General features: G+C 31.2%; 15 protein-coding genes and 3 pseudogenes. All 18 read right to left on the bottom strand.

Annotated features, from left to right (window positions below; translation table 11 throughout):
- Positions 1-91 precede the first annotated feature (91 nt).
- A complete protein-coding gene (locus tag FIA58_RS16430) occupies positions 92-952 on the bottom strand; it encodes a transcriptional regulator (RefSeq protein ID WP_140963783.1) in 861 nt (286 codons plus the stop codon).
- A 79-nt stretch (positions 953-1,031) separates the two neighbouring features.
- Positions 1,032-1,319: a helix-turn-helix domain-containing protein gene (locus FIA58_RS16435; RefSeq protein WP_140963784.1), complete on the bottom strand. Its 288-nt coding sequence runs from the start codon at positions 1,317-1,319 to the stop codon at positions 1,032-1,034.
- A gap of 416 nt (positions 1,320-1,735) precedes the next feature.
- A complete protein-coding gene (locus FIA58_RS16440; RefSeq protein ID WP_140963785.1) occupies positions 1,736-2,581 on the bottom strand; it encodes an RteC domain-containing protein in 846 nt (281 codons plus the stop codon).
- Positions 2,582-2,682: 101 nt separating this feature from the next.
- Positions 2,683-5,205: a heavy metal translocating P-type ATPase gene (locus FIA58_RS16445; RefSeq protein ID WP_140963786.1), complete on the bottom strand. Its 2,523-nt coding sequence runs from the start codon at positions 5,203-5,205 to the stop codon at positions 2,683-2,685.
- A gap of 176 nt (positions 5,206-5,381) precedes the next feature.
- Positions 5,382-5,945, bottom strand: a complete 564-nt coding sequence (locus tag FIA58_RS16450) for a helix-turn-helix domain-containing protein (protein ID WP_140963787.1) — start codon at positions 5,943-5,945, stop codon at positions 5,382-5,384.
- Between the two features lie 4 nt (positions 5,946-5,949).
- Complete coding sequence (locus tag FIA58_RS16455; protein ID WP_140963788.1) at positions 5,950-6,210, bottom strand: heavy metal-binding domain-containing protein; 261 nt, start codon at positions 6,208-6,210, stop codon at positions 5,950-5,952.
- Between the two features lie 19 nt (positions 6,211-6,229).
- Positions 6,230-8,002 carry an efflux RND transporter periplasmic adaptor subunit gene (locus tag FIA58_RS16460; protein ID WP_140963789.1) on the bottom strand — a complete coding sequence of 591 codons (1,773 nt, stop codon included), beginning with the start codon at positions 8,000-8,002 and terminating at the stop codon, positions 6,230-6,232.
- A 2-nt stretch (positions 8,003-8,004) separates the two neighbouring features.
- The gene (locus FIA58_RS16465; RefSeq protein ID WP_140963790.1) at positions 8,005-9,225 is read right to left on the bottom strand and encodes a TolC family protein; all 1,221 of its coding nucleotides are present in this window, start codon (positions 9,223-9,225) and stop codon (positions 8,005-8,007) included.
- A complete protein-coding gene (locus tag FIA58_RS16470) occupies positions 9,218-13,042 on the bottom strand; it encodes an efflux RND transporter permease subunit (protein WP_140963791.1) in 3,825 nt (1,274 codons plus the stop codon). The genes FIA58_RS16465 and FIA58_RS16470 overlap by 8 nt, the downstream gene beginning before the upstream one ends.
- A gap of 133 nt (positions 13,043-13,175) precedes the next feature.
- Positions 13,176-13,511: pseudogene (locus tag FIA58_RS16475) on the bottom strand (heavy-metal-associated domain-containing protein); the annotation flags it as partial.
- Positions 13,512-13,698: 187 nt separating this feature from the next.
- Positions 13,699-14,052, bottom strand: coding sequence for a hypothetical protein (locus FIA58_RS16480; protein ID WP_140963793.1), 354 nt, complete (start codon positions 14,050-14,052; stop codon positions 13,699-13,701).
- 72 nt (positions 14,053-14,124) lie between these two features.
- On the bottom strand, positions 14,125-16,116 hold the full coding sequence (locus FIA58_RS16485; protein ID WP_140963794.1) for a heavy metal translocating P-type ATPase: 1,992 nt from the start codon (positions 16,114-16,116) through the stop codon (positions 14,125-14,127).
- Between the two features lie 6 nt (positions 16,117-16,122).
- A complete protein-coding gene (locus FIA58_RS16490; RefSeq protein WP_140963795.1) occupies positions 16,123-16,488 on the bottom strand; it encodes a DUF3703 domain-containing protein in 366 nt (121 codons plus the stop codon).
- A gap of 2 nt (positions 16,489-16,490) precedes the next feature.
- A complete protein-coding gene (locus FIA58_RS16495; protein WP_140963796.1) occupies positions 16,491-16,847 on the bottom strand; it encodes a heavy-metal-associated domain-containing protein in 357 nt (118 codons plus the stop codon).
- 34 nt (positions 16,848-16,881) lie between these two features.
- Positions 16,882-17,082 (bottom strand): annotated as a pseudogene (locus FIA58_RS21500) (GDCCVxC domain-containing (seleno)protein); the annotation flags it as partial.
- A 69-nt stretch (positions 17,083-17,151) separates the two neighbouring features.
- Positions 17,152-17,499, bottom strand: a pseudogene (locus FIA58_RS21505) (MerC domain-containing protein); the annotation flags it as partial.
- 12 nt (positions 17,500-17,511) lie between these two features.
- Positions 17,512-18,780, bottom strand: a complete 1,269-nt coding sequence (locus FIA58_RS16505) for an efflux RND transporter periplasmic adaptor subunit (protein ID WP_140963798.1) — start codon at positions 18,778-18,780, stop codon at positions 17,512-17,514.
- Between the two features lie 11 nt (positions 18,781-18,791).
- The gene (locus tag FIA58_RS16510; protein WP_140963799.1) at positions 18,792-23,108 is read right to left on the bottom strand and encodes a CusA/CzcA family heavy metal efflux RND transporter; all 4,317 of its coding nucleotides are present in this window, start codon (positions 23,106-23,108) and stop codon (positions 18,792-18,794) included.
- Positions 23,109-23,158 lie beyond the last annotated feature (50 nt).

Genomic DNA, 23,158 nt, shown 5'->3' on the forward strand with positions numbered 1-23,158 from the left:
CAGATTTAACGGATTAGAACGGATTAGCCACCCCGCCCTTTGGGCACCTCCTGAAAATAATTCGCGACAAGCTATCCAAAGGAAGGGAAGTTTAAAGAGGTTCTGAATAATCTTTATCGGTTGTTGTGTTGAGGTGTTTTGGTCGATTTGTTGGTGTTGTGTCGGTGTTGTGATTAAAATTAATGCTGTTTAATATCCAATTTTGTGCTGCTGCTTGCCAATCGACCATTGGTGTTTTTCCACCAACTAACCATCCATTACTTGAGAAGTAATTGAAAAACTTTTGTGCTTCTAGTTCTGGAAAGTTGTTTTCTTGGAAGTAGGATTTGACTTCTTCTAATATTGGCTTCTCGACTATGCTCGAAGTGACGACAAACTCTTTTTCTTCTTTTTTAGCGGAACTTTTTTCTTCTTTTAAATTTTCATTTTTTAATTGAAAATTATTTATTTCTTCAAATTTTTTTGCTTGCTCGTTCAAGTTTGAAACGTTTTCAATGTTTAAATTGTTTGTATTGTTTATATAGTTTATAGAAGGTACTAGTGCTTGTTCACTACTTGTTTCATCACTAGTACAAGACTTGTTTAGAGCTTGTTCATCAACTTGTTCAAAAAGAGGTTCAATTTTTGGTTTTCTTTCGCTTTTTTGAATGGGTTTTAAATCGTCTGAAAAATTGAATAAATACACATGACTTCCTTTGAATGGATTATAGGATGGTTCGTAGTTGATATAACCCAAACTATGCAAGTTCTTCAGACATTTATGATAGGTTGCTTTGGAACTGATTTTACTTATTCGCATTACCTCATCACGAGAAATACTGATTGGATTTTTAAAGCGATTGCAATTCCAGAATTGGAATAAAGCAATGTATAAACTCACGTGTGTTGGATTAAGTGTTTTGTCTATTGCTACTTTTTCGAAAAAGCCGGTTAGGTGTTTTATGTAGTTCATTTTGCTAGTGATTAGTAATTAGTGAAGAGTGAGTAGTGAAGAGTGAGTAGAAAAGATTGCTTCGTTCCTCGCAATGACATTACTTGAACAGGGTTGGAACTGCATTTACTTTATTTCCGTTTAGGAGTTTTTCGATGTCTGAATTGTCATAATACATGATGCCACCAACTTTAGTATATGTTAGTGTTCCGTTGATGCGAAGGTTTTGTAATGTTCCTGGAGAAATGTTTAACAGTTTTCTGACTTCTTTGGATTTGAGCCACTGTTTTGCTTGTTGCGGTTTTGAATGAATGATTTCTTTTAAATCATTTAGAAGAAGACTACGAAATTCGTTTAAGTCTTCGCGTGTGATAACTTCGATTGCCATAACTTGTGTTTTAAATTGTTATATTTTACCGATTAACACCCAAAATGACCTTAATAAATCGGTCTTTTTTCCTTTCTTCTTCAAAATAAAAATAAAACGTAACAATGGTTATGCTTGATTTTTCTTTATTGAATAAAGAAAAATAGCCTCAATTTCTTTAAGGCAATTTTGAATATTAATCGGTAATACAAATTTGTGAAGTTTGATTGATTTTATTTCACAACCTAAACACAAGTTGTGTACGATTTTTTATTAAAATAGTACAAAGCACTTTGTTTTCTAGCTTTATTGAATTGAATGCCTTTCAGCTTTAAAATTCAATTTGGGAAATTAGGTGAAAATCATGGGTTTTTAAGCTGATTCACAACCTGAACACAAGTTGTGTGTTTTTGGAAAATATTTATCTGTAAAAAAGGTTATTTACTTTCATTTTCTTCTGCTAGAATTTGCTTTTCTAGCACTTCTGAAAGTTGATTGATGAATTTGGAACGACCTGTTTTTCTGTTTTTGATATCAATGTAAAAACGATAAATATTTTCTTCAATATCTTGATTGAAAATTTTACCAAAGAATAAAGCTAATTCCTTAATATCAGTGCTGCCGTTGTTAATTTTTTTGGAATGGTGTAAGGCATAAATTAATTCGATTAAATCAATTTTATTACCAGTCCAATTAATTGTTTGTTGTATGGACGGATGAACTATAGAACTATTGTTTTCTAACTGTTCTATTTTATTTTCTAGATAATTGGTCAATATATCATTAGCAATCATCACAGCCATATTGTAATCATGCGTAGTACATAATTTTATATCGTAATTGATTAGAGAACAATCTCTTTTTAAAATATTAGCATCACAATTTCTCAAGAAATAAATATTGTCTTTATGTGAAGCTCTTACTCTATAATATTCATAGAACTTTCTGTTTTTATTGGTGTTTTCTTGAATTGAGTTTAAAGCATCTTCATAAAATTTAATCTTATTCTTTTTTGAAGTTGGTAAGTTCGTTTCTATACTTAAAACCGTTTTGTAGTAGATAAGTTTAGATATAAATATAGGTTTCAAGTCTTTGAAAAAATATATTTCTTCTTCTGGAGAACTAAATTTATGTTTTTTTAGCCATTTGAATAGTTCCTTACTTCTAGTTTCAATTAATTCAGTGACTTTATTTGCAATAACAATACTGTCTGAATTTGTAGTTTTAATGTTTTGATACTCCTTTTCAAATTCACTAAAAAAATTCAGACAATACTCATTCATTTTAATACAATTTGGGTTAGTTTGTATAAAACTTCATTGTGTTAAAAATATTGTTAAAATAGCTAATTATTTTTAGTTGTTTGAATAAATAAATTTGTGTTTTAAATTTTTATAGTTCTTAATCGTAATGCATTAGCAATAACTGATACAGAACTAAAGCTCATTGCTAAAGCTGCAATCATTGGAGAAAGTAACAAACCAAAAACTGGAAATAAAACACCTGCTGCAATTGGAACTCCTAAAACGTTATATATAAAAGCAAAAAATAAGTTTTGTTTGATGTTTTTCATTACAGCATTACTTAGGTTTTTTGCTTTTACAATTCCTTTTAAATCTCCTTTTACCAAAGTAATTTTTGCACTTTCAATGGCAACATCGGTTCCTGTTCCCATTGCGATTCCAATATCAGATTGTGCTAATGCTGGAGCATCGTTTATACCATCACCTGCCATTGCTACTATTTTACCTTTGGCTTGTAACTCTTTGATGTATTCTAATTTATCTTGTGGTAAGCAACTTGCTCTGAAATCCGTTAAATTAAGTTCAGAGGCAACAGCTCTTGCTGTATTTTCATTATCACCAGTTAGCATAATAACTTGAACTCCTTGTCGCTTTAACTCGTTAATAGCTTCTAAACTTGATTTTTTTATAGCATCTGTAATGGTTATATATCCTACTACTTTTTTATCGAAAGCGATGTAAGAAACTGTTTTACCTAACTTTTGTTCTTCAATAACTTCTTGTTCTATACTTGAAAAATCTTGAATACCTTCTTGCTCTAAAAGTTTTTTGTTGCCTAAACTGACTTTTTCATTGTCAATAAATCCTATTACTCCTTTTCCTGTTATAGAGTCAAATTTTTCTACTTTAAAAAAAGTACTGTTTTTAGATTTAGCAAAATTTACAACTGCTGTTGCCAATGGATGTTCGCTATTTTGATTTAGAGATGCAATTTTTCCTAAAGTGGTATTTTCATCTACATCTTTTGTAATAATTTTTTCAACTGATGGTTTTCCTTCAGTTAGTGTTCCTGTTTTATCGGTTATTAAAACATCAATTTTATCCATTTTCTCAATGGCTTCTGCATTTTTAATTAATACACCTGATTTTGCTCCTTTGCCAACTCCAACCATAACTGACATAGGTGTTGCTAGACCTAATGCACACGGACAAGCAATTATTAAGACCGCAATTGCATTAATAAATCCATAAACCAATTTAGGTTCTGGTCCAAAAATCCACCAAACAAAAAAGGTAATAACTGATATTAAAACTACAATGGGTACAAAATATTTTGAAATTTTATCTACTAAATTTTGAATGGGTGCTCTTGAACGACTTGCGTCAGAAACCATTTGAACGATTTGCGATAATAAAGTTTCAGAACCTACTTTCTCAGCTAACATTAAAAAGGATTTAGTTCCGTTTATGGTTCCAGAACTTACTTTATCGCCCATTTTTTTATCTACTGGAATAGGTTCTCCAGTAATCATTGATTCATCAATGGTGCTGTTTCCTTCTGTAATGATTCCATCTACAGGAATTTTTTCTCCAGGTTTTACTCTAACTATATCTCCCTTTTTAATGTCGTGTATTGAAATTACTTTTTCTTCACCATCAATCACTAACGTAGCTTCGGTTGGTGCTAATTTTAATAGCTCTTTAATAGCTCCACTAGTTCTACTGTGTGCTTTGGCTTCTAACAATTGCCCTAACAATACCAAGGTTAAAACTACAGTTGTAGCTTCAAAATATAAATGGACTGTCCCTTCTGAAGTTTTGAATTGGTCTGGAAAAACAGTTGGAAATAATAATCCGATAATACTAAAAACAAAAGCAACTCCAGTTCCAATACCAATTAAGGTAAACATGTTTAAATTCCAGTTGATAATGGATTTCCACGCTCTTTCAAAAAACATCCAACAAGCATAAAAAACAACAGGAATCGTTAATATAAATTGAATCCAATTCCAATATTGTAACTCCATAATTTTGTATAATGGGTTATTTGGAATCATATCAGACATGGTAATAATAAAAATAGGCAAGGTGAAAATTGTAGCAATTTTCATTTTATGCGCTAACTTTTGATAGGTTTTATCTTCTTCAGATTCGGTTGGTTCCATTAGCACTAAATCCATTCCACAAATAGGACAACTTCCTGGTTTGTCTTGAATGATTTCAGGATGCATGGGACAAGTATATTGTGTGTTTTGAATTACCGTTGGTTGTTGTACTAAATCCATTCCACAAACAGGACAGTCACCCGCCTTATCATACACTTTGTCACCTTCACAATGCATGGGACAATAATATTTACCTGCTTGATGGGTGTGCTTTATTTCTTCATGTTTGTGCTCTTTTTTTCCAGTAGAACAACAACTTTTTTGAACTACTTCTTTACTAGAATTATCTGATAAAGTAATTTGATATTTACTATCTTTTCCTCCTAAAGCATTTTGTAAAACTTCTATTTCAACATGTTTAGACATGATAATGGTTGCTACTTTGTCTTCTTTAGAAACTGCAACTTCTGTGATATGCTCAACATTCAACAAATCTTTTTTAACTTTAGCTTCACAACCTGAACAGGTCATTCCTGTAATTGTATATGTGTGTTTCATCTGTTTAAATTTTATTTTTTAACTAGTACATATGGAGTCGCTTTTTTAATCAATGGTGTTTGTTTACATAAACTGTCTTATAATAGCGATTTCATAATTTTGTTATTTTATTAGTACAAATTTCGAAAACTAAAGCCACTTCTGTTTGTATAATTATGGATATGATTTGTACAATTTTATAAAAGGTCTATTTCTTTTCGTTTATTTCCTTTTAATTTTTTGAAATAGGTAGGACTAAAGCCTGTAACTTTTTTAAACTGATGGCTTAAATGCGAAACACTACTATAATTTAAAGAGTAGGCTATTTCTGATAATGATAATTCATCATAAAAAATTAATTCTTTTACTTTTTCGATTTTTAAATTGATAAAATATTTTTCAATACTAATTCCTTCAATTTGAGAAAATAAATTGCTTAATTTACTATAATCTTGCTGTAGTTTTTCTTTTAGATAATCGGAAAAATTATCTTTTATGTTGTTGTTTTTATTTTGAATTAAATCAATGAGAGTACTTTTAATTTTTTCAATTGTTTTACTATTGGTATCGTTTAAAATTTCAAATCCTAAAATTTCAAGCTGTTTGGAAATTTCTATTTTATCTTCTTGAGATATTTCGTTTTTAAAGGAAACTTCACCTAACTCAACAGATAGATAGTTAAGCCCAAGTTTTTCTAACTCAGACTTAACCACTATAATACATCTATTACAAACCATGTTTTTGATGTACAACTTTATCATAAACTTATTCCTTTTCTACAACTACTAAATCCATTCCACATTTTGGACATTCACCCGCTTTGTCGTAGGTTTTCTCTCCTTCACATTTCATAGGGCAATAATACATTGTAGCTGTTTCTTCCATTTTAGAATGATCGTGCCCTTCATGTGATTCTGTTTGCATTTCTTTGTTATGCATTGTTCCTTCTTCTTGTTCTTTATTGTCTTTACAAGAGATTGTTACGCTTACTAAAGCTACTGCTAAAATTCCGATTACTTTTTTCATGATTTTAAAATTTATTAATTTATTTAATTGTTTCTTTTACTTCTCCACATTTTATCATTGAAACTCCAAAATATGGGTTAACTACTTTATTCTCTTTACTTAACCAATTGGCACCTTTATCACTATTAGCCATAGGACAAAACTGAACGTATGCACTCTCGTTTAAAGGTTTAAAAGTTTTTGTCATTGCTATCATAACATTTGATATAGGTTCAAAAGTCATTCTTAATTCTTTAATGTTTTTAATATGTGTAGCATGAAGTGTCTGTTTTTTCAGCTCTGTTTGATAATTCATCCATACTTTATGAGATTCTCCTTTAAATACGCTCATGTTTATTTTATTAAAAGATTTTTCAAATGCTAACAAAGCTTTTTTAGCTGAATTAAAATCGTCTTTTGTTAAGGCATCTTTAAATTCAAAATAATCTTTATATAATGGTTGTAAACTCTTTTTAGCTTCAGCACTAATCGTTGTTTTGTCTGCTTTTAATGCTGCTTTTTTATCTTCATTCATTGGCATAGAAGAATCCCCATGATTGTGACCTGTATTTACTTTTCCGCCCTCAAGATTCATCATGCTAGGTTTACCGGCTAATTGTGCAGCTGCATCTACATTAAAAGTACCATTAGCTACAATTTCTTCACCAACTTCTAAACCTTGTTCAATTATATAATCATTCCCTAAAAGAGGTCCTAATGTCACTTCACGTAGTTTGAATGTTATTCCCTTATCGGTTTCATTTTTAATATAAACAATAGAGCGTTTTCCTGTCCACATTACAGCTGATTTAGGAACACTTAATGTCGCTTCATTGCCAACTACTTTAGTTTTTAAAGTACCCGTTGCAAACATTTCCGGTTTGAATTTTAATCCAGAATTAGCTACCTCAACTCTTGCCTTCGCGATTCGTGTCATTGGGTTTATAAATGGGTCAATAAATGCAATTGTTCCTGAAAATGTTTCTCCTGGAAAAGATGCTACTGTATAGTTAATTTTATTTCCTTTTTTAACCCAACTCATATCCGATTCGTAAATTTCAAAAAGTACCCAAACGGTTGACAAATCAGCAACATCATATAAGGTTTGCCCTTTTTGAAGATAATCGCCAAGCTCTACATTTTTCTTAATAATATATCCTGAAACATCAGCATAAATAGGAAATCTATCTTGTGTTTTTCCTGAAGAAATAATACTGTTTATGGTAGCGTCTGAAACTTTCCAGTTTTTCAATTTCATTTTTACCGATTCAAATAATTGTGGCTGAATTTCTTTTACACTATAAGCTTCAATAAGTTCTTGTTGTGCACTAGCTAGCTCTGGAGAATACACATAAGCTACTACTTGACCTTTTTTTACATATTCGCCTACAAAAGAAACTTGAATTTTTTCAATACGACCTGGTATGTGTGAGGATTGGCTGTAAACTGTTTTCTCATTTACTTCAATTTTTCCATTCAGTGCTATTTCTTTGATACCATCCGTATTTCCTACTTTATAAGTAGAAATTCCTGCAATAATCATGGCTGATTCCGACATACTAATTGCGTCTGGGTCAATATCTTCATTACCAGCTTCTAACGGGATTAAATCCATTCCACAAATAGGACAATCTCCTGGTTCTGGTTGTCTAATTTGTGGGTGCATGGAACACGTCCAAACTTCTGCTTTTGATTTGACTTCAGTTTTATTATCTTCTTCTTTAGTGCTTCCACCAAAGAATAGAGCACCTAATAATAGCCCAACTAATAAAGTTATTGCTAATAGTATTTTTGTTTTTTTATCTAAGTTCATAATTAAAATTGTTTTGCTGTTAAATAATCCAATTCAGCTAGTTTTATATAAAAAGTACTGGTGCTTGACAATTGCATTTTTTGATACTTTAAAAGCTCTTGTTGCATGCGTAATACTTCTTCAAAATCTTTATTCGCATTACTGTAATAAGCAAATAATAGATTCAAACTTTTGGAGAGTGTTAGTACTTGACCTTCATATAATTTTAATAAATCTCTTTCCTTTTCTAATTCAAAAACAAGTTTATAATATGTACCGTTTAGTTTGTTTTCATACGCTTCTTTTTGAAAAGAAAAACTTTCTTGCATTAGTTTTGCTTCTTTCGTTGCTGCATTGTATTTTTTTCTAAAGATTGGCAAACTAACCGAAACCATTGGCATGATAATATCTTTTCCTGAATCTGGAAAGTTATTCATTCCTTTCCCTACCAAAACATAATCTAAACCAAGACCTAATTTAGGTAAACCTTGCTTTCTGGCTACTTCAATAGCTACTTCTGAAGCTTGTTTTTTTAATTCAAGCTCTTGTAGTATTGGGTTAGTGGTTATAGAATCTTTGCGGTATTCCATTGGTAATTCCATAATTTGCAAATCTTTAGAAATTACAATTTTTTCATTGTACTTTCTATTTAATATACTATTCAACCAAGATGTTAATGCAGGTTCTTTTTTAGTTAAAATATCTAAATTAGTTTGTGCATCTTTTATCATAATATCCACACGCAAGACATCTACTAAACTTCCTTTACCATTTTCAAATTTCGCATTGGCAATGTTTTTGTATGATTCTAGAATTTTGATGTTTTCTTGTTCAATATCTTTTAGTTTTAATAGCTCATACAAAGGATAATAAGCAGTAGCAACTTGAGAATACAATTGATTTTTAGCATTTAAAAAGGCTTGGTATTTACTTTCTGCCATTAAAGTTGCTGCATTTTTTTGAGCTTTTAAAGTACCAAACCAAGGAAACATTTGAGTTAGTGAAAACCTCATGTTTTGAGGGCCAAGTCTTGTTTCTACGGGTGAAATAAAATACCCCATAGAAAGATTAGGATCTGGTAAAGAACTCACTTGTGGTATTTTTTGCATGGCTGCTTCAAACTCTTTATACTTTGCTTTTAATTCAGGATTATTTTCTGCTGCAATAGTATAGTAATCGTTTATAGATTGTCCTTCAACATTATAAGCAAAAAATAAAAGTGATATAATTATTAGTTTACGCATTTCTCTTTTCTTTATTTTTAATTACAGTTTCTCTCCAATATGCTTGTAATACTGGCACTACAAACATGGTCATAATTTGAATGGTCATACCTCCAAAAGTTGGAATAGCCATTGGGATCATAATATCTGAACCTTTCCCTGTTGAGGTTAAAACAGGAAGTAAAGCAATAATTGTTGTTGCTGCTGTCATAACAGCAGGTCTAACTCTCATTTTACCGGCTTCAACTACTGCATCACGAACTTCAGTAATGGTTTGAGGATTTTTCTCTTCAAAAACTTGATGAATATAAGAGCCCATGATTACTCCATCATCGGTAGCGATACCAAATAATGCAATAAAACCTACCCAAACGGCAACGCTTAAATTAATAGGATGCATTTGAAATAAATCGCGCATATTAACATCGGCAACAGCAAAATTCATGAACCAATCTTGTCCGTATAACCATAGCATTATAAAACCACCTGCAAAAGCAACAAAAACTCCAGAAAAATGGATTGATGATGCAATAACAGTTTTAAATTGAAAGTATAGTAATAAGAAAATAACTATCAAACAGATTGGAATTACAATAGAAAGCCTTTTCATAGCTCTAATTTGATTCTCATAACTTCCTGAAAACTTATAATTAACTCCTTGAGGAACTTTTAATTCCCCAGAATCAATTTTACTTTGAATTGCTTTCTGTGCATCATTTACTACATCGACTTCTGCATAACCATCATTTTTATCGAATAAAACAAAACCAACCAAAAAAGTATCTTCACTTTTAATAGCTTGAGGGCCTTTTTTATATTCAAATTGAACTAATTGACCTAATGGAATTTGTGCTCCTGTAGGAGTTGCAACTAATATTTTACCCAATGCTTCAGGACTGTCTCTCAATTCTCTTGGATAACGAACTCGAATAGGATAGCGTTCTCTTCCTTCAACCGTTGAAGAAATTTTCATACCACCAATTGCTGTTTCTATTGTTTGTTGGATATCCTCTACATTTAAGCCATATCGAGCAATTTTTTCTCTGTCAATGTTTAAATGTAAATAAGGTTTTCCTACAATTCTATCGGCAAAAACTGCTTCACGTTTTACAGAAGGTACTTCTTTAATTATTCCTTCTAGTTCTAAACCAAATTCTTCAATCGTTTTTAAGTCGGGTCCAAAAACTTTTATACCCATAGGAGCTCTCATTCCTGTTTGAAGCATTACCAAACGTGTTTCTATAGGCTGTAATTTTGGAGCAGAAGTAACACCTGGTATTTTTGATGCTTTTACAATTTCATTCCAAATATCATTAGGAGATTGAATTATATCACGCCAATTTCTATAGAAAGAACCATCATCATCTGGAATAAGATTCTTAATAGAAATGGCCTGTTTTAAAGCATCATCATGTGAAAGGCTATCGCCAGATTTAGTTATAAAACGACCTTTATTGTCGGTCTTAAATCGCATTCGATGCCCTTTAGCATCCAAAATAAATTCTGGTTTATAATTGATAATGTTTTCATACATAGAAATAGGAGCAGGGTCTAAAGCACTTTCTACACGCCCCAATTTACCCACAGCCATATCGACTTCTGGAATGTGATTTAGAATCATATCCAATTGACCCACCACTTTTCTGTTTTGTTGTACACCTGCATGCGGCATAGATGTTGGCATTAATAAATAACTACCTTCATTAAGCGTTGGCATAAATTCGGAACCAATGCCTGGAAAAGTATGTGCTGGAACTGACCAAACTTTTGAAGCTCTAATATTCCAGCCTACTTTATCCAATCCATTAGCTACAAAGCCAAAAGTACTATCAAATCCTAACCAAACTAAGAGTCCAAAAAACAAAGTAATTATTGGTAATAACATAAATTTACCTTTGTTAGCTAGACACCAACGCAATACTTTTTCATAGTATTTTACTATACTTAATAGAGCAGATAATATAATTCCTAAAAGCACAATTACAAATAGATAATTACCAATAACGCTAATTTGTGGGCCTAATGGCATCCATTCTTCAGTTAAGAAAAAAGAAATAATAAATAATACCAATATTAAATTGAAATGCTTTGTATAGGACTGAAATTTCAAAGGAATTTTATGATTAAACAGGTCATATAAACCCATTAAGGTTAATCCCAACGGAAGCCAAATTTTGAAATAAACACTTAGTAAAATACCTCCCGAAATAAACACATATCCCCAAAAACGTTTTACTCTTTTTTTATCATAATCAATACCGAAAATATAGTGAGCTAAAGATGGTAGGATAACTAACCCTAAAATAAAAGCACCTAATAAAGCGAATGTTTTAGTAAATGCTAAAGGTCTGAATAGTTTTCCCTCAGCTGATTCCATAGCAAAAACTGGAATGAAACTAACAACTGTAGTTGCTAAAGCAGTTGTAATTGCAGAAACTACTTCTGTGGTTGCCTCGTAAATTACTTGCATTAATTTTGCACCTTTTGCTCCATGGTTTTCTGGCATTTCGAGATGTCGAATAATATTTTCGACAAAAACGACACCTACATCCACCATTACTCCAATAGCAATAGCAATTCCTGATAAAGCCACAACGTTAGCATCTACTCCAGCATATCGCATGACAATAAAAGTCATTAATACCCCAACAGGAAGTAAACTGGAAATAATTAAAGAGGCTCTTAAATTTAAAACCAAAAGTAAAACAACAATAATACTAATTAATACTTCATGAGAAAGAGCTGTTTCTAAAGTTCCAATAGTCTCTTGTATTAATTCTGTACGGTCATAAAAAGGAATAATGGTTAATTGACTTTCTACACCATTAGCCAATGTTTTTTTAGGTAAACCAGATGCAATTTCACTAATTTTAGCCTTTACTCCGTTAATTACTTCTAATGGATTAGAACCATAGCGGGCAATGACAACACCACCAACAGCTTCAGCACCACCTTTATCTAAAATACCCCTTCTAGTTTCTGGACCTAAAGCGACTACACCAATATCTTTTACACGAATAGGTACATTATCTTTAACAGCAACAACTGCTAATTCAATATCTTCCACTTTTTTCACATAACCAAGACCTCTAACTAAATATTCGGCCTGGTTGATTTCTATGGTTTTTGCACCAACATCTTTGTTTGATTTTTGTACCGCAGTCATTACCTGCATCAAACTAATATTGTAAGCTTTCAATGCATCTGGATTGACATCAATTTGATATTCTTTGACAAATCCACCAATCGATGCTACTTCTGAAACTCCTTGCACAGCATTTAAACCGTACTTAATATAGAAGTCTTGTGCTGTTCTTATTTCTTGTAAATCCCAACCACCTGTAGGGTTTCCATCTTTATCTCTTCCTTCAACTGTGTACCAATATACTTGCCCTAATGCTGTTGCATCTGGACCAAGTGATGGTTTTACATTTTCGGGTAATAAACTATTAGGTAATGAATTTAATTTTTCAAGTATTCTGGATCTAGACCAGTAAAATTCGATATCATCATCGAAGATTATGTAAATACTTGAAAAACCAAAAATGGAATTACTTCTAATCGATTTTACACCTGGAATACCTAATAAATAAGTAGTTAATGGATAAGAAATTTGGTCTTCAATATCTTGGGGTGATCTACCTGGCCATTGTGTAAAAACAATTTGTTGATTTTCACCAATATCAGGAATAGCATCAACAGCAACTGAATCAGAAGGCAGGAAAGGTATTTTCCAGTTAAATGGAGCTGTAGAAATACCCCATAAAATCAGCACCATCAGAATAAGTACAGTTACTAATCTATTTTCTAGGAAATATTTTATTATTTTATTTAACATCTGAATATAAAATTTATAACCATGGAAATACTATTTAGCAAATATTTTGTCAAACAATTTTTCAATATTCCCCTAAAGTTTTTTCTACTTTAGAGGAATAGGTTAATTACAACTTATTAAAGTACAATTACTCGCGGTCATATTGACAACATCCCGGAAGGTTGTCGTAATCTTCATCTTTTGCTTTAACAAGCTCTGAATCATATCCAGCTAAAGCTATACGCTTTGCTATTTCTTCTTTATTTGTTTTAGATTCATCATAAGTTACTGTTGCTATTTTAGTTTCTTTGTTCCATACTACTGTAGCAATATCTTTGATGTTTCCTGCTTTTTCTATCGTTTTTTTACACATTCCACAATTACCTGAGACTTTCACTTCCTCTGTTTTTGTGTTTTTTGTTTGTGCGTTCATTGTGGTTGATAACAATACAGTGATTGCTATCATTATTTTTAATAATGATTTTTTCATTTTATATGATTTTAGTATTCAAAAAGTTTTTTTTTGAATAAAGTTTTGAAATAAATTTAGATTGAATAGCAGCTATAATGAATTAAATAAGCATGTTTAACATGAGAATTTAAGATTCAAAAGACTGTTATAAAAAAAATAGCAAATGCTATAGATTTGACATAAGTATGGCTGTCAAATTTTAAATTTAGCTTATTTTAGGTATAAGCCATATAGAAGGAAAACCATCTGAAAGTAAGTTTTCAGAATGGTAAAATTTTGATTTACTTGTAGAAAAATCAAAATTATTATTTGTAAATTCTATTTCATTATAAATAAATAAACTAAAACCAACAGAAGAAACAGTAGTACAGTTTGAGTGACCACAACTTCCATTACATCCTTTATTATCATTGTTATTATCACAACAGCTTTTTTCTTTTGTTTTAGTAGTGGAAAGTTCTTTTTTACAAGATTGCTTTTCACTACCACAAGCAAAAGTATTATTAGGAATAAAAAATATTCCTAAAAACAAAATTATTATGATGTATGATTTTTTCATTTATTGTTCTAAAACATACCAAAGTTAATCAAAACAAATTAAATATTTTAAAAAAAATGTTAAAAATCAAGCTCAAAACTTCATCCTTTGGATTCTTACTGCGTTTAATATTGCTAATAAAGCGACTCCAACATCGGCAAAAACGGCTTCCCACATAGTTGCTAAACCACCAGCTCCTAAAACTAAAACAACTGCCTTAACTGTAAAAGCTAAAGTGATATTTTGCCAAACAATTTTCTTGGTTTGTTTTCCGATATTTATTGCCATTGGAATTTTTGAAGGTTTATCGTCTTGAATTACTACATCAGCAGTTTCTATTGTTGCATCACTTCCTAAACCTCCCATTGCAACACCCACATTACTTAAAGCTACTACTGGAGCATCATTAACACCATCGCCCACAAAAGCAACCGTTTCGTTTTTGGCTATAATTTCTTTGACTTTATTTACTTTATCTTCTGGTAATAAATCGCCAAACGCATTTGTAATTCCTAATTTTTGAGCCACAAATTGTACTACATTGTTTTTATCTCCACTTAACATAGTAGTTTTGATTCCTAATGCTTTTAATTTATCAATTGTTAGTTGTGCATCTTCTTTTATACTATCTGCAATGGTTAAATAACCCACAAAATTATTGTCATACGCTACTGCAATTAAAGTATAAACAATACTTGATGGATCAATATCATATTTAATAGAAAATTTATCCATTAATTTAAAGTTTCCAACTAAAAGTTCTTTTCCATTTACACTAGCTTTTAAACCGTGTCCTGCTATTTCTTCAACTTCGTTAAGACTGATTTTACTATCTATTTCTCCAACAAAATCATGTATTGCTGTTGCTACTGGATGCGTACTTTGACTTTCTAAAGCGTTTACTAATTGAAGTATTTTATTTTGGGCGAAATCAGCTTTAAAAACGACTTCTTGTACTTTAAAAACACCTTCAGTCATCGTTCCTGTTTTGTCCATCACAACGTTTTGAATAGAAGCCATTACATCTAAAAAATTACTTCCTTTGAAAAGGATTCCGTTTTTAGAAGCTGCACCAATTCCACCAAAATACCCTAATGGAATACTTATCACTAATGCACAAGGACATGAAATTACCAAGAAGATTAACGCTCTATACAACCAATCGTTAAAAACATAATTTTCCACAAAAAGCATTGGTACTATACATATTCCGATTGCTAAAAACACTACTATAGGTGTGTAGATTTTAGCAAATTTTCTAATGAACAATTCTGTTGGTGCTTTTTTAGATGTTGCTTCTTGCACCATTTCAAGAATTTTAGATAATTTACTATCTGTATAAGCTGTTGTTACTTTAACTTGCGAAACAGCATTTAAGTTTATCATTCCTGCTAAAACTGTTTCTCCTTTTAGTTTTGAATCTGGTTTACTTTCTCCAGTAAGAGCTGCTGTATTGAAGGAAGCTTTATCTGATAGTAATTCTCCATCTAAACCTAATTTGTCTCCAGCTTTAAGTTGGATAATATCTCCAATTTTAGCCGTTGAAGCTTTGATTGTTTTAGCTACATTATTTTCGAGAATAGTAACTTCATCTGGTCGTTGGTCGAGTAAGGATTTTATGTTTCTTTTGGCTCGTTGTACTGCTAATGATTGAAAGATTTCTCCAATAGCATAAAATAACATTACCGCTACACCTTCAGGATATTCACCAATAGCAAATGCTCCAATTGTTGCTATAGACATCAGTAAAAATTCAGAGAATACATCACTTTTACGAATGCTTTGTATGGCTTCTTTTATAACTGGGAGTCCGACTGGCAAATAGGCTGCAACATACCAAACTATTCTAAGCCAACCTTTAAACCAAGATTGGGTAAAATAATTATCAAACCCAATAGCCAACAATAATAAGCCGAAACTTATTATTGCTGGTAAAAATAATTGGAATGTGGATTTTTCTTTTATTGAATGGTCGTGATCATGTCCATCCTCTTCTGCATGTTGTTCTTCTGCTTTATTGATTTTTTCTTCTATTCTACAGCATTCTGCTTCGTCTTCTATTTTGTGTGATTTTTTATCTATCATAATAAGCTATACGTTTACGTTTAGTATTTTTTGAATGTCTTCTGGAATATCCATTGCTTTTAATGGTGGAACATTTGCACCACCTGTATTACCAACAGGAATGTGTCCAACAAATGATTTTACACCACCTACCAGTAATCTTGGTATTTGACCAACAATTTCTTTTGAACTTTTTATTTTAATTCCAAATTGTAACATTTTCCAATGTACGAATGTATGTTCATAAGGATATTTTTGTGCAATTATATGTGCACGCTCTAAATGAAGCCATGCATTTTGCAAATTACCATGCTGTAAATTATCCTTAACTGCTTCTAACTCTTTTTGATAAAAAGAAATTAAATTAATTGGCATTTTAATATTAAACTTCATACCTATGCTTTACAACAACCGTCTAAATTTTCATAAGCTTCTGGGTCAGCTTTTATTTCATCAGCATCATAACCTAATTTAGAAATACCTTCTTTAATTGCTTGTAAAGTAGTTTTTTTTGAATTAAAGTAAATAGTAAAAGTCATAGCTTTATCATCTAACTCATACATTTTAATACCTTTTATTTTAAGCATTTCCGTTTTGAATTTTTGCCCACAAGTTTCACATTCTTTACAATGGTCACAATGTAAAAATGTTTTTATCACCACTTTTTGAGTTGTTTTTTGTGCCGAAACAAAATTTGAAAAGAAAAATAATGATACAACTAATACTATTGATTTTAAAATTGATTTTTTCATATCCATAAATTTTTATAATATATTAATTATCTATTTAACAGCAGTTTTTCTCTGCTTGAATTGGTGGGCATTTTATTGAACCGTAACTACAATAAACACAACAATCACCCTCTAATGGCTTGAGTACTTTCATACATTTTTCACACTCATAAAAATATTGACAAGCATTGGTTGGCATTAATTCATCCTTTTTATGTCCACAATTGGGACAAGTTAAAGTTGATTTTAATTCAACCTTTTTTCCTTCATAGGTTGTACATGTTCTGCAATTTCCGTGAAGTTTATTTTGGTAAAAATTTACGATTGTAGCAATAAGAAGTCCAAACATTCCAATATAAATCAAGTACGTTGGATTTTCTATTTTGATAAAATAATAAACAAAAAATATAATTATTCCACTCGGAATTGCAATTAACAAAGGATACAAACAAAAATGTTTTCTATAAGAAATGTAAAGCCCTCCAATTGAAATTAAAACCATTGTTTGAAAAACCCACATTGTCCAACCACCAAAAAGTTCAAAATTTCCTAATCCAAGTGCAGATGCACCAAAGGCAAATAAAGGAAAACAACAAGGTGAGAATAGGGCTGTAATAAAAAGCCCTATTGTTCCTAATTTATCTATGTTTGATTTTAAAATTGAAATTTTCATTTTATGATTATTTTAATGTTCATGTTCTCCACCACCTTTTGAAGCTGCCAATAAATAGAATGCTCCTTTTACAACAATTTTTGCATTTGCTGGAATTTCTTCTACTAATTTAATTTCCGTATAACCTAAATCGGTTGTTCCTGGAACTACTTCAATTGCTTTAAAGTGTACTTCGTCGTGTTCTTTTTCGACAGTTTCTTCCTCATGATTATGTGATTCTCCTTCTTTATGAACGTGTGCTTCTTTCTTACCTTTTGGAGTTTCTTCTACATGTTCTTCTTGTATATAAATATAATATTTATCTCCGTTTCTAACAACTGCATCTTTAGGCAATGATTGAACCGTTTGATTGGTAATGTTAATATTAGCTGCAACATACATTCCAGAAATTAAATCTTTTGTATCACTTTCATTAATCTTGGCATGTACTGCAACCGATTTACTTTCGTTTGAAAAGGATTTATTAATACCAAATATTTTTCCTTTAATCACTTTATTAGATTGATTGGTTAGTACGAAATCAACTTCTTGACCAATAGAAATTTTACCTAAATCTTTTTCAAAAACATTTAAATCAAGGTGCATTTGTGTGTTGTCAATTACTTCAAAAAGACTTATTCCTGTATCTGCAAAGGTTCCTTTTGTAATGTCTATTTTACCAACGTAACCACTTATTGGAGCAATAATTGGAATTAAAGATGAGTTTCCTGATAAGCTTACATTTAATGCTTGTAATTTGTTTTTAGCAGCTTGTGCTCTTGCTCTTTCCACTGCCAATTTTGCTTTTACTTCTTGAAATACTTTACGAGGATTTACATCTTCTTCACTCAATGTTTTTTGTCGGTTGTATTCCAGTTGTAAATATTCAATATTCGCTACAGCTGAATTGTAATCTTCTTGCATTTCAGCAACTTCAAGGTTTTGAAGTGTAGCCAATGTTTTTCCTTTTGCTACATAAGTTCCCTCTAACACATAAATCTCTTTAACAACTCCACCAATTAATGTAGAAACATTTGCCATGTTTTGTGGAGGAACAGTTGTGTAACCATTAGCTTTGATAATTGTATTTAGGTTTTTCATTTCAATACTACCTGTTTCAATACCAACTGTTTCAAATTGCGCTTTAGTCAATGCAACTTCTGTTTCCGATTTTTCTTCTTCGTGAGCTTCTTCCGTTTTCTTTTCTCCACATGAATTTAGAATCAAGAGGAAAGAAGAAAGAAGAAAGATTTTAAAAAATGAGCTTATTTTATAATTTGATTTTAAAAATATATGTATCATTATCGTGAGTATTAATTGTTATTGAAAGATGGAAATTGCATTTGAATAGCACTTTGATTGTAAGCGTTTACTGCTTCGATGTTTTGCTTTTTAATATCAATTGCTTGATTAAGAAAACTGATGTAAGACCAATAACTCATATCGCCATTGGCATAACTTTTTTGTGCTGTAGAGATTATCTGTTCTGCATATTTTAAACCTTCGTTTTCAAAATATTGTATTGCTTTTTGTTGTTTTGCAAATTGGTTTACTAATTCTTCTTTTTGCAATTTTAGAGTCAATTTTGTTTTATCGAATTCTAATTGCGATTGTGACTTACTTATTTCAGAAGCTTTAGCACGAGCTGTATTTGCGCCACTAAACAAAGGAATTTGCAAACCAACTGTAAATCCTTGAAAATAAGATTCTTTGTTTAACGTTTGACCAAAGTAACCCAAGCCTAATTTTGGTGCTCGCAATTTTTTGAAAGTATTTGCTTCTTTTTCATAAACCATAGCTTGTTGGTTATAATAATCACTTACTAATGTTTCTACTTTGGATTCTTCTAAAACCGATGAACTAGCATATTTTAAAGAAGTTGAAGCTTCTGGAAGTATATCTTCATTTGTCTGCATAAAATATTGCAACTGTTTTTGATAAATTACTAAATCAAGTAGAATTTGTGCTTTTAAGGTTTCAATTTCCTTTACTTTAGCTTTAGCACTAATAGCTTCAATACTACCGCTCTCACCAGTTTTAAAACGCAGTTCAGCATTTTTAAGAAATTTTGAATACACTTCATACAATTCATCGTTTAACTTTTGGATTGAAATACCATATAAATATTGATAATAGGCAATAGTTACCGCTTTTTCGATTTCATATTCCGATAATGCTTTTCGTTTTTCAGCCAGTTTTGCTAATTCTTCCTGAAGCTGTCTGTTTGCTTTTGTACTTCCACCAATGGGGAAATATTGTTGAATGCTTACATTATTATCATAATCTACACTATTGTATTGTCCACCCGTGTATTCAATTTGCAAAGGTTCTGCTTGAAAAGCTGTTTTCTTAAGAACTGTTTGTTTTTCAATTTCCTTATCGGCAATTTTTAAATCCATATTATTCTCTTTAGCCATTGTAATAGCTTGTTCTAAAGTTATGGGTTTGCTGTTTTGAGCAAATGAAAACGTACTAATAAATAGTATGATTATTGTTATAATTGAATTTGACATTTTTTTTCTTTTTTTAATACCTTTCTCAACTAATAAATAAAGAATAGGTAGAACGATTAAGGTTAGTAAGGTTGCAGAAAATAAGCCACCAATAACAACAGTTGCTAATGGTTTTTGCACTTCTGCACCGCCACTAGTTGATAAAGCCATTGGTAAAAATCCTAATGAAGCAACCGCAGCTGTCATTAAAACTGGACGTAATCTTGTTTTTGTTCCGATTAAAACTCTTTGTAATGGGTCTGTAATTCCTTCTGATTTTAATTGGTTGAAATAAGAAATCAGTACAATTCCATTTAACACAGCTATACCGAACAAAGCAATGAAACCAATACCTGCTGATATACTAAAAGGCATTCCTCTCATCCATAAAGCAAAAACACCACCAATTGCTGATAATGGAATTGCTGTAAAAATTAATAAGGCTTGCTTAACACTATGGAATGTAAAAAATAATAGTACTAAAATTAAGCCTAAAGCAATTGGAACTGCTACAGAAAGTCGCTTGTTTGCTTCTACTAAATTTTCAAATTGACCACCATAGGTTATATAATATCCTGCTGGAAGTTTATAATTGGTTTCTAATTTTTGTTGAATTTCTTCGACTACACTTTTTACATCACGACCACGAACATTTAAACCCACTGTAATTCTTCGTTTTCCATTTTCACGAGAAACTTGAACTGGTCCTTGTTCGTATTCCACAGAAGCTACTTGATAGAGTGGCACTTGTTGTCCGCTTGGTAAAGGGATAAATAGGTTAGAAACATCTGAAATATCACTACGATTTTCTGCATTCATTCTTACCACTACATCAAAACGTTTGCTTTCTTCATAAATTTTACCAGCACTTTCCCCAGCAAAAGAAGCTCTGACAATCTTATTTACATCTGTTATATTTAATCCATATAAAGCAATTTTATCGTAATCGTATTTAATGGTAATTTGAGGTAACCCTGTTACTTTATCTGCTTTTAAATCTCCAACACCTTCAATATTATTGACTTTTGTAATTAATTCTTTTGCTTTTGCATCTAATATTTCTAAATCATCACCAAAAATCTTTATAGCAATATCACTTCGACTTCCTGTCATTAATTCGTTAAAACGCATTTGTATAGGTTGTGAAATTTCGATATTTGCACCAGGAATTGCCTCCATTTCTTCTTTCATTAAGTTGGCTAAATCTTCCCAATTATCAGCAGAAGTCCATTCTGATTTATCTTTTAAAACAATAATTAAATCACCACTTTCAATAGGCATTGGATCTGTTGGAATTTCTCCACTACCAATTTTTGTTACAATGGTTTTAATTTCTGGAAATTTTGCTTTTAGAATTTTTTCATATTTAGTGGTAGTTTCTATCATCTGCGTTAATGAACTTCCTGTCATTATCGTTGCATTAATGGCTAAATCTCCTTCTTCGATTGTAGGTATAAATTCACCTCCCATATTTTGGAAAACAACTAATGCCATTACAAATAATCCGACAGCAATTCCTAAAACTACTTTTTTGATTTGTAATGCTTTGTCTAAAAATGGAGTGTATATTTTTTCAAACCATGCCATCATTTTATCGCTAAAGTTTTCTTTATGCTCAGTGTTTTTAGATAAGAACATTGCACTCATCATAGGCACATAAGTTAAAGACAATACAAAAGCTCCAATAACAGCAAAACCTACCGTCATTGCCATTGGTTTAAACATTTTACCTTCGGTTCCAACTAATGCTAATATTGGCAAATACACAATTAAAATTATTATTTCTCCAAATGCTGCACTATTACGAATTTTGGAAGCAGATTTATACACTTCGCTATCCATTTCTAACTGGGTTAAGTTCTTTTGTCTTTTGAGTTTTTGTAAATGATGCATTGTGGCTTCCACAATAATTACTGCACCATCGACAATAATTCCAAAATCGATAGCTCCTAAACTCATTAAATTTCCACTTACACCAAAATGATTCATTAGAATAACAGCAAAAAGCATTGACAACGGAATTACCGAAGCTACGATTAGTCCTGCACGAAGGTTTCCTAGAAATAAAATCAATACAAAAATTACGATTAATGCACCTTCTAATAAATTTTTAGTAACAGTTCCTATTGCACTATCTACTAATTTACCACGATCGATAAATGCTTCAGCAACGACTCCTTCAGGAAGTGTTTTGTTTATTTGAGCCATTTTTTCTTTAACTCTTTCCACAACTGCTTTAGAATTTTCTCCTTTAAGCATTAATGCCATTCCACAAACAATTTCACCTTTACCGTCTTTTGTAGCTGCTCCATATCGCATAGCATACCCTTCATTAACTGAAGCTACATCACGAATTAAAACAGGTGCACCGTTTCTGTTTTTTACAACAATATTTTCTAAATCCTTACTTCCGGTTGCCATACCTACACCACGAATAAAGTAGGTCATTTGGTCTTTTTCTATATACGCACCTCCAGTATTTTGATTGTTTTTTTCTAAAGCTTCAAAAATTTCAGTTATGGTTACATCTAAACTCTTTAAAGTATTTGGTTTAACGGTTATTTCAAACTGTTTTAGTTTACCACCCCAAGTAGCAACTTCTGCAACACCTTCAATTCCTTGTAATTGTGGAATGATAATCCAATCTTGGATGGTTCTTAATTTGATTGCATCGTATTTTTCTTCATATCCTTTTTTAGCATATACATCATATTGATATATTTCTCCTAAACCAGTTGTAATTGGAGCCATTTCTGGAGAACCTGCATAAGCTGGAATATTTTCTTTAGCTTGACTTATTCGTTGAAAAATTTGATTTCTTGCCCAATATATATCTACATCGTCTTTAAAAACTACTGTAACTACAGATAGTCCAAAACGAGAAATACTTCGCAGTTCTATAACTTTTGGAATTGTTTTTAAAGATTGCTCTAATGGATATGTAATGAGTTGCTCAATTTCTTGACTGGCTAAAGTAGGTGCATTTGTAATAATTTGCACTTGGTTATTAGTAACATCTGGTAATGCATCAAGTGGTAGGTTTTTAACAGAATAGCTTCCCCAAGCTATTAACACAAGTGTAAAAAGTAGTATAATGAATTTGTTCTTTATACTGAATTGTATGATTTTGTCTAACATTGAAAATATTATAATGAATTAGAAATTAGCAAATTAAAAATCTGCCATAA

Origin of the sequence: Flavobacterium jejuense (assembly GCF_006491595.2) — a bacterium.
In the GTDB taxonomy this organism is placed as follows: Bacteria; Bacteroidota; Bacteroidia; order Flavobacteriales; family Flavobacteriaceae; genus Flavobacterium; species Flavobacterium jejuense.